Genomic DNA, 6,480 nt, shown 5'->3' with positions numbered 1-6,480 from the left:
CTCCAAGCTCGCCAAGTCGCCGGCCGGCGGGCTGGGGGTGCGGAGAGTGGACCATGGAGGGTCCACGACCCGACTTAAAGACAGGAGGTCGTCAGGAGGGCGCAGCATCCCCAGCCCGCCGGGCGGCGACTCCCTCCGAAGCCGAATCTCCCGAGTGCGGCCATGACTCGAAGTCAGGCCAGGCACGCCCTGCGCCCCGACTTAAAGACAGGAGGTCGTCAGGAGGGCGCAGCTCCCCAACCCGCCGGGCGGCGACTCCCTCCGAAGCCGATCTCCCGAGTGCGGCCATGACTCGAAGTCAGGCCATGCACGCCCTGCGGCCCGGCTTGAAGACAGGAGGTCGTCAGGAGGGCGCAGCACCCCCAGCCCGCCGGGCGGCGACTCCCGCCGAAGCCGACCCACCGAAGCCGACCCACCGAAGCCAGGTCATGGCTCGAGATCAGGCCAAAGATGACCTGCGGCCCGACTTGAAGACAGGAGGTCGTCAGGAAGGTGCAGCACCCCCAGCTCGCCGGGCGGCGACTCCCTTCGAAGCCGATTCCTGGTTCCCCAGCCCTTTTGGAGCTGCTGTCGCACCGCGGTTCAGCCGGGGGCGTGTTAATCTTTGCGCCTTTCCGGCGGCCGCCGCGCCCGCCCCTGCGGCGTCGGCCCCGGCCAGACTCGAGCCCGCATGCTCCAGCAACGCACCCTCAAGAACGTGATCCGCGCCACCGGCGTCGGCCTGCACAGCGGCGAGAAGGTCTATCTCACCCTGCGTCCGGCCGCGGTGGACACCGGCATCGTGTTCCGGCGCGTGGACCTGGACCCGGTGGTCGAGATCCCGGCCAGCGCCGAACTGGTCACCGAGACCATGCTCTGCACCGGGCTGTCGCGCGACGGCGGCAAGGTGCTGACGGTCGAGCACCTGATGTCGGCCTTCGCCGGCCTGGGCATCGACAACGCCCATGTCGACCTGTCGGCGGCCGAAGTGCCGATCATGGACGGCTCCGCCGGCCCGTTCGTGTTCCTGCTGCAGTCGGCCGGGATCGTCGAGCAGGCCGCGCCCAAGCGCTTCCTGCGCATCAAGCGCCCGGTGGAGGTGCGCGAGGGCGACAAGTTCGCCCGCTTCACGCCCTACGACGGCTTCCGGCTCGACTTCACCGTCGAGTTCAACCATCCGGCGATCCCGGCCACGCAGTCGCGTGCGCAAGTCGAGTTCTCCACCGACGCCTACGTGCGCGAGGTCAGTCGCGCCCGCACCTTCGGCTTCATGCGCGACCTGGAATTCATGCGCGAGCGCAACCTCGGCCTCGGCGGCTCGATGGACAACGCGATCGTGCTCGACGAGTTCCGCGTGCTCAACGACGACGGCCTGCGCTACGCCGACGAGTTCGTGCGGCACAAGATCCTGGACGCGATCGGCGACCTGTACCTGGCCGGGCGCCCGGTGATCGGCGCCTTCGAAGGCTTCAAGTCCGGGCACGCGGTCAACAACAAGCTGGTGCGCGCGCTGCTGGCCGAGCGCTCGGCCTGGGAAGAAGTCAGCTTCCCCGAAGCCGCCGCCGCCCCCGCCGCCTACGGCGCGACGCAGACCGCGTGAATCCGGGTCCGGCCGCCCGGCGGCCGCACAGCCGGTGCCGGCTCCGATCGGCTGCTGCCCCGCAGCCAGGTTCCCGCATTGCCGCACGCCGGCCCGGTTCAGGCCTGACTTAACGAAAATTTAGCGGAAAGTTACCGGAATCCTGTCGATTCGTTAACGCCCGGGTCGGGCGCGGCCGGTAGCATGCCCCGGTCGCCGCGAAGCAGAACGTCATTCTGCGTCTCCGGCGGCCAGCATTTCAGGACTCGCCCTCAGCATCCCGTTCCGGGGGCTGGAGCGACGCCAGGGCGGCTTGCAGCGCTTCGCGCGTGGCCGTCGACAGCGGCAGGGAAGGACGCGGTGCCGGAGGATCCGGCCACAGCGGCAGGGCCGTGGTCTTGACCACCACCTGGCTGCACTCCAGCCCGACGGAACGGGCTGCGTCGAGAAGTTCGGCAGCCGCGAGCCGCAGTCTGGCCCGCCATACCGGCGAATCGACGACGAAGACGAGCCTGGTGCCATCCACATTCGCAAACCGTGCGTGCGCGGCAAGTGAAGGCGGCAGGTGGGGACGCAGTCGCTGTTCCAGCGCGTCGAGCCACAGGGCGCGGCGCAGCGGGTCGGCATTGCCGTCGGCGAACAGCGCCTCGAGCGCCGGACGCGGCGGCGCCGGGCGCCGGGAACCGGGCGGCTGTGACGAACCAGATCGGGAACCGGACATCGCATGACTGTACACACCATCCTGGACCATCTGCGCGAGCGCCTGTCGCTGGCGGCGCAACACGCCGGCCGCAGCGCCGCGCGGCAGCCGGCCGTGGCTGCCCTGGTGCTGCTGGCGGCGGGCATCGCCGTCGGCGCGGGCGCACGCACCGCGGTCGGCTTCGCCCAGGTCGCGCTGCTGCAGCAGCACGCCACCCAGCAGCAGGCGCAGCTCGACGGCCTCCGCGACCAGGCCCAGCGCGAGCTCAACGCCCTGGCCGCGCGCCTGGGCGAGCTGCAGGCCGAAGCCAACCGCCTCAACGCCCTCGGCGAGCGCCTGACCCGGGTCGGCCAGCTGGGCGACGGCGAGTTCGATTTCGACGCCCCGGTCGGCGTCGGCGGCGCCGGCCCCACCCGCGACATGCCGGTGGCCGAGCTGCGCGCCGGCCTCGGCCAGCTCGATGCGCAGTTCCGGACCTCCGGCGCGCAGCTGTCGGTGCTGGAATCGCTGCTGTTCAACCGCAAGCTCGAGCAGGATGCGACGCCCTCGCGGGTGCCGATCGCCAACACCTACATCACCTCCGGCTTCGGCGGCCGCGCCGATCCCTTCGGCGGCGGCGCGGCGTTCCACAAGGGCATGGACTTCCACGCCCGCACCGGCGATCCGGTGACGGCAGTGGCCGACGGCGTGGTCAGCTACGCCGCGGTGCGCTCGGGCTACGGCAAGGTGGTGGAGATCGACCACGGCAACGGCTACGTGACCCGCTACGCGCACAACTCGCGACTGCTGGTGCAGGTCGGCGACCTGGTGCGCAGCGGCCAGCAGGTGGCGCGCGCCGGCTCCACCGGGCGCTCCACCGGCGCCCACGTGCACTTCGAGGTCTGGGACCACGGCCGCGTGGTCAACCCGCGCAAGTTCCTGGGCCAGGCGGCGCAGCACAAGCGCGGCTGACCGGCCTTCCTTCCCCACGAAGGTAATTGCCTTCCCTTCTCCCCACCTGCGGGGGTGAAGAGGAGCGCTTGCGAGCCGGTGGCTCGCAAGCCGCACGCCCTCACCCCCGCAAGCGGGGCGAGGGAGGCCGCCACACGGCTTGATTTCGCCCCCGGCGCCTCCACGCTACAATCCGTGTTGCCATGCAAAAGGGCGCCCCGCGCCCTTTTCCGTTTTCGGGGATCCCCCTCGCGGGGCCCGCGGGGAATTCCGTGCGCGCGCGCCGGTCTGTCCTTCCCCGGTCCCTCCGACCTGCCTACCGGATCCAGAATGTTCAATCGCCTGCTCACCAGCGTTTTCGGCAGCCGCAACGAGCGCCTGCTCAAGCAACTCGGCGGCATCGTCAGGAAGATCAACGCGCTCGAGGCGCAGATGGTGGCGCTCTCGGACGAGCAGCTGCAGGCCAAGACCCCGGAGTTCCAGCAGCGCATCGCCAAGGGCGAATCGCTGGACAAGCTGCTGCCGGAAGCCTTCGCGGTCTGCCGCGAGGCCTCCAAGCGCGTGCTGGGCATGCGCCACTACGACGTGCAGCTGATCGGCGGCATGGTCCTGCACATGGGCAAGATCGCCGAGATGCGCACCGGCGAGGGCAAGACCCTGGTGGCGACCCTGCCGGTCTATCTCAACGCGCTGGAAGGCAAGGGCGTGCACGTGGTCACGGTCAACGACTACCTGGCGCGTCGCGACTCGGCCTGGATGGGCAAGCTCTACAGCTGGCTGGGGCTGAAGGTCGGCGTGGTCTACCCCGGCATGCCGCACGGCGACAAGCACGCCGCGTACGCCGCCGACATTACCTACGCCACCAACAACGAGATCGGCTTCGACTACCTGCGCGACAACATGGCGCTGGCGCAGCAGGACCGCTTCCAGCGCGGCCTCAACTACGCCATCGTCGACGAGGTCGACTCGATCCTGATCGACGAGGCGCGCACCCCGCTGATCATCTCCGGCCCCGCCGACGAGTCGCCGGAGCTGTACCTCAAGGTCAACAAGATCGTCCCGCGCCTGACCCGGCAGCAGGAGGAGGAAGGCGAGGGCGACTACTGGGTCGACGAGAAGGGCAAGCAGGTGTACCTGTCGGAAGCCGGGCAGGAGAAGGCCGAGGCGCTGCTGCACGAGGCCGGCATCCTCGAAGGCGACGACAGCCTGTACGCCTCGCACAACATCCACGTCGTCCACCACCTCAATGCCGGCCTGCGCGCGCATGCGATCTACCAGCGCGACGTGGACTACATCGTCCGCGACGGCGAGGTGGTGATCGTGGACGAGTTCACCGGCCGCACCCTGCCGGGCCGGCGCTGGTCCGACGGCCTGCACCAGGCGGTGGAGGCCAAGGAAGGCGTCAACGTCCAGCGCGAGAACCAGACCCTGGCCTCGATCACCTTCCAGAACCTGTTCCGCATGTACGGCAAGCTCTCGGGCATGACCGGCACCGCGGACACCGAGGCCTACGAGTTCCAGTCGATCTACGGCCTGGAAGTGGTGGTGATCCCGACCCACCGGCCGATGGTGCGCAAGGACCATTCCGACGCCGTGTTCCTCAACCGCGACGGCAAGTACCGCGCGGTGATCGCCGAGATCAAGGACGCGCACGCCAAGGGCCAGCCGGTGCTGGTCGGCACCACCTCGATCGAGGTCTCGGAGATGCTCAGCGAGCAGCTGCGCGCGGCCGGGATTGCGCACGAGGTGCTCAACGCCAAGCAGCACGAGCGCGAGGCCACGATCGTCGCCCAGGCCGGGCGCCCGGGCGCGGTCACCATCGCCACCAACATGGCCGGCCGCGGCACCGACATCGTGCTCGGCGGCTCGCTGGAAACCGAACTGGCCGAACTCGAGGCGCGGACCGGCGCGCCGGTGGACGAGGCCACCCGTGCACAGCTCAAGGCCGCCTGGCAGCAGCGCCACGACCAGGTCAAGGCCGCCGGCGGCCTGCACATCATCGGCACCGAGCGCCACGAGTCGCGGCGCATCGACAACCAGCTGCGCGGCCGCTCCGGCCGCCAGGGCGACCCGGGCTCGTCCCGCTTCTACCTGTCGCTGGAAGACAACCTGATGCGCATCTTCGCCGCCGACTGGGTGCAGCGGGTGATGGCGAAGATGGGGCTGAAGGAAGACGACATCATCGAGTCGCCGCTGGTGTCCAAGCAGATCGCCAACGCCCAGCGCAAGGTCGAGGCCCACAACTTCGACATCCGCAAGAACCTGCTGGACTTCGACGACGTCAACAACGACCAGCGCAAGGTCATCTACCAGCAGCGCAACGAGCTGCTGGAGGCCGAGGACATCCGGGACAACATCGCCGGCATCCGCGAGGACGTGGTCGCCGCGACGGTCGCGCGCTTCGTGCCGCCCGAATCCATCGACGAGCAGTGGGACCTGCCGGGGCTGGAGGCGGAGCTGGCGGCGGAGTTCGGCGTGCGCCTGGCGCTGGCCGACATGGTCGCCCGCGCCACCGAGATCGACGCCGAGAAGATCGCCGAGGACGTGCAGCGCGAAATCGGGCGCGTGTTCGCCAACAAGGAAGCCCAGGTCGGCCCCGAGACCATGCGCATGATCGAGAAGCACATCATGCTCAGCGTGCTCGACGACAACTGGAAGCAGCACCTGGCGCGGATGGACTACCTGCGCCAGGGCATCCACCTGCGCGGCTACGCGCAGAAGCAGCCCAAGCAGGAATACAAGAGCGAAGCCTTCGAGCTGTTCGCGCAGATGCTGGAGAAGGTCAAGCGCGAGGTGGTGACCATGCTGGCGCGGGTGCGCATCCGCACCGAGGAGGAGGTCGCGGCGATGGAGGCGGCCGAACGCGCGCAGGCGCAGGCGCAGGCGCAGCGGATGCAGTTCCAGCATGCCGACGTCGGCGGCCTGGGCGCCGACGAGGAAGCGGCGCAGGCGCAGGCGATGGCCGCGGCGCTGCAGGCCGGCGTACCCAAGGTCGGCCGCAACGATCCCTGCCCCTGCGGCAGCGGCAAGAAGTACAAGCACTGCCATGGACAGCTGGCCTGAGCCAGCGTTGCCGCCACTTCCTGCTCCCCGCTTGCGGAGCGGAGTGACGCCGTGCCTTCTCCCCGCGTGCGGGGAGAAGGTGCCCACAGGGCGGATGAGGGGCCGGCGAAGCGACGGCAACCCCCACCGCGACCCGCAGTCCGCGCCCGCACGCACCCCGCATCCGGCTGCGCTGCGCCCCGCGCTCCCGAGCACAGGCTCCGCGGGACCCCAGCGGCACGGAGCCAAG

General features: G+C 69.9%; 4 protein-coding genes. 3 read left to right on the top strand and 1 reads right to left on the bottom strand.

Features of this window, described 5'->3' with window-relative positions; all coding sequences use genetic code 11:
* Window positions 1–670: 670 nt before the first annotated feature.
* Window positions 671–1,579 carry a UDP-3-O-acyl-N-acetylglucosamine deacetylase gene (gene lpxC / locus D0Y53_RS01685; RefSeq protein WP_117201372.1) on the top strand — a complete coding sequence of 303 codons (909 nt, stop codon included), beginning with the start codon at window positions 671–673 and terminating at the stop codon, window positions 1,577–1,579.
* A gap of 238 nt (window positions 1,580–1,817) precedes the next feature.
* Here lpxC and D0Y53_RS01680 read toward each other — a convergent pair whose 3' ends face one another.
* Complete coding sequence (locus tag D0Y53_RS01680; protein ID WP_117201371.1) at window positions 1,818–2,279, bottom strand: DciA family protein; 462 nt, start codon at window positions 2,277–2,279, stop codon at window positions 1,818–1,820.
* 3 nt (window positions 2,280–2,282) lie between these two features.
* Between D0Y53_RS01680 and D0Y53_RS01675 the strand changes: the two genes are divergently transcribed.
* Both D0Y53_RS01675 and secA read left to right on the top strand, forming a co-directional pair.
* A complete protein-coding gene (locus D0Y53_RS01675) occupies window positions 2,283–3,209 on the top strand; it encodes a M23 family metallopeptidase (RefSeq protein WP_117201370.1) in 927 nt (308 codons plus the stop codon).
* Between the two features lie 309 nt (window positions 3,210–3,518).
* Window positions 3,519–6,251: a preprotein translocase subunit SecA gene (gene secA / locus D0Y53_RS01670; protein ID WP_117201369.1), complete on the top strand. Its 2,733-nt coding sequence runs from the start codon at window positions 3,519–3,521 to the stop codon at window positions 6,249–6,251.
* Window positions 6,252–6,480: the final 229 nt, after the last annotated feature.

It is taken from the genome of Cognatiluteimonas weifangensis (genome assembly GCF_003416885.1).
Classification (GTDB): domain Bacteria; phylum Pseudomonadota; class Gammaproteobacteria; order Xanthomonadales; family Xanthomonadaceae; genus Cognatiluteimonas; species Cognatiluteimonas weifangensis.
Note: the sequence above shows the minus strand (reverse complement) of the source record. Positions and strands in the feature narration are given on the sequence as shown.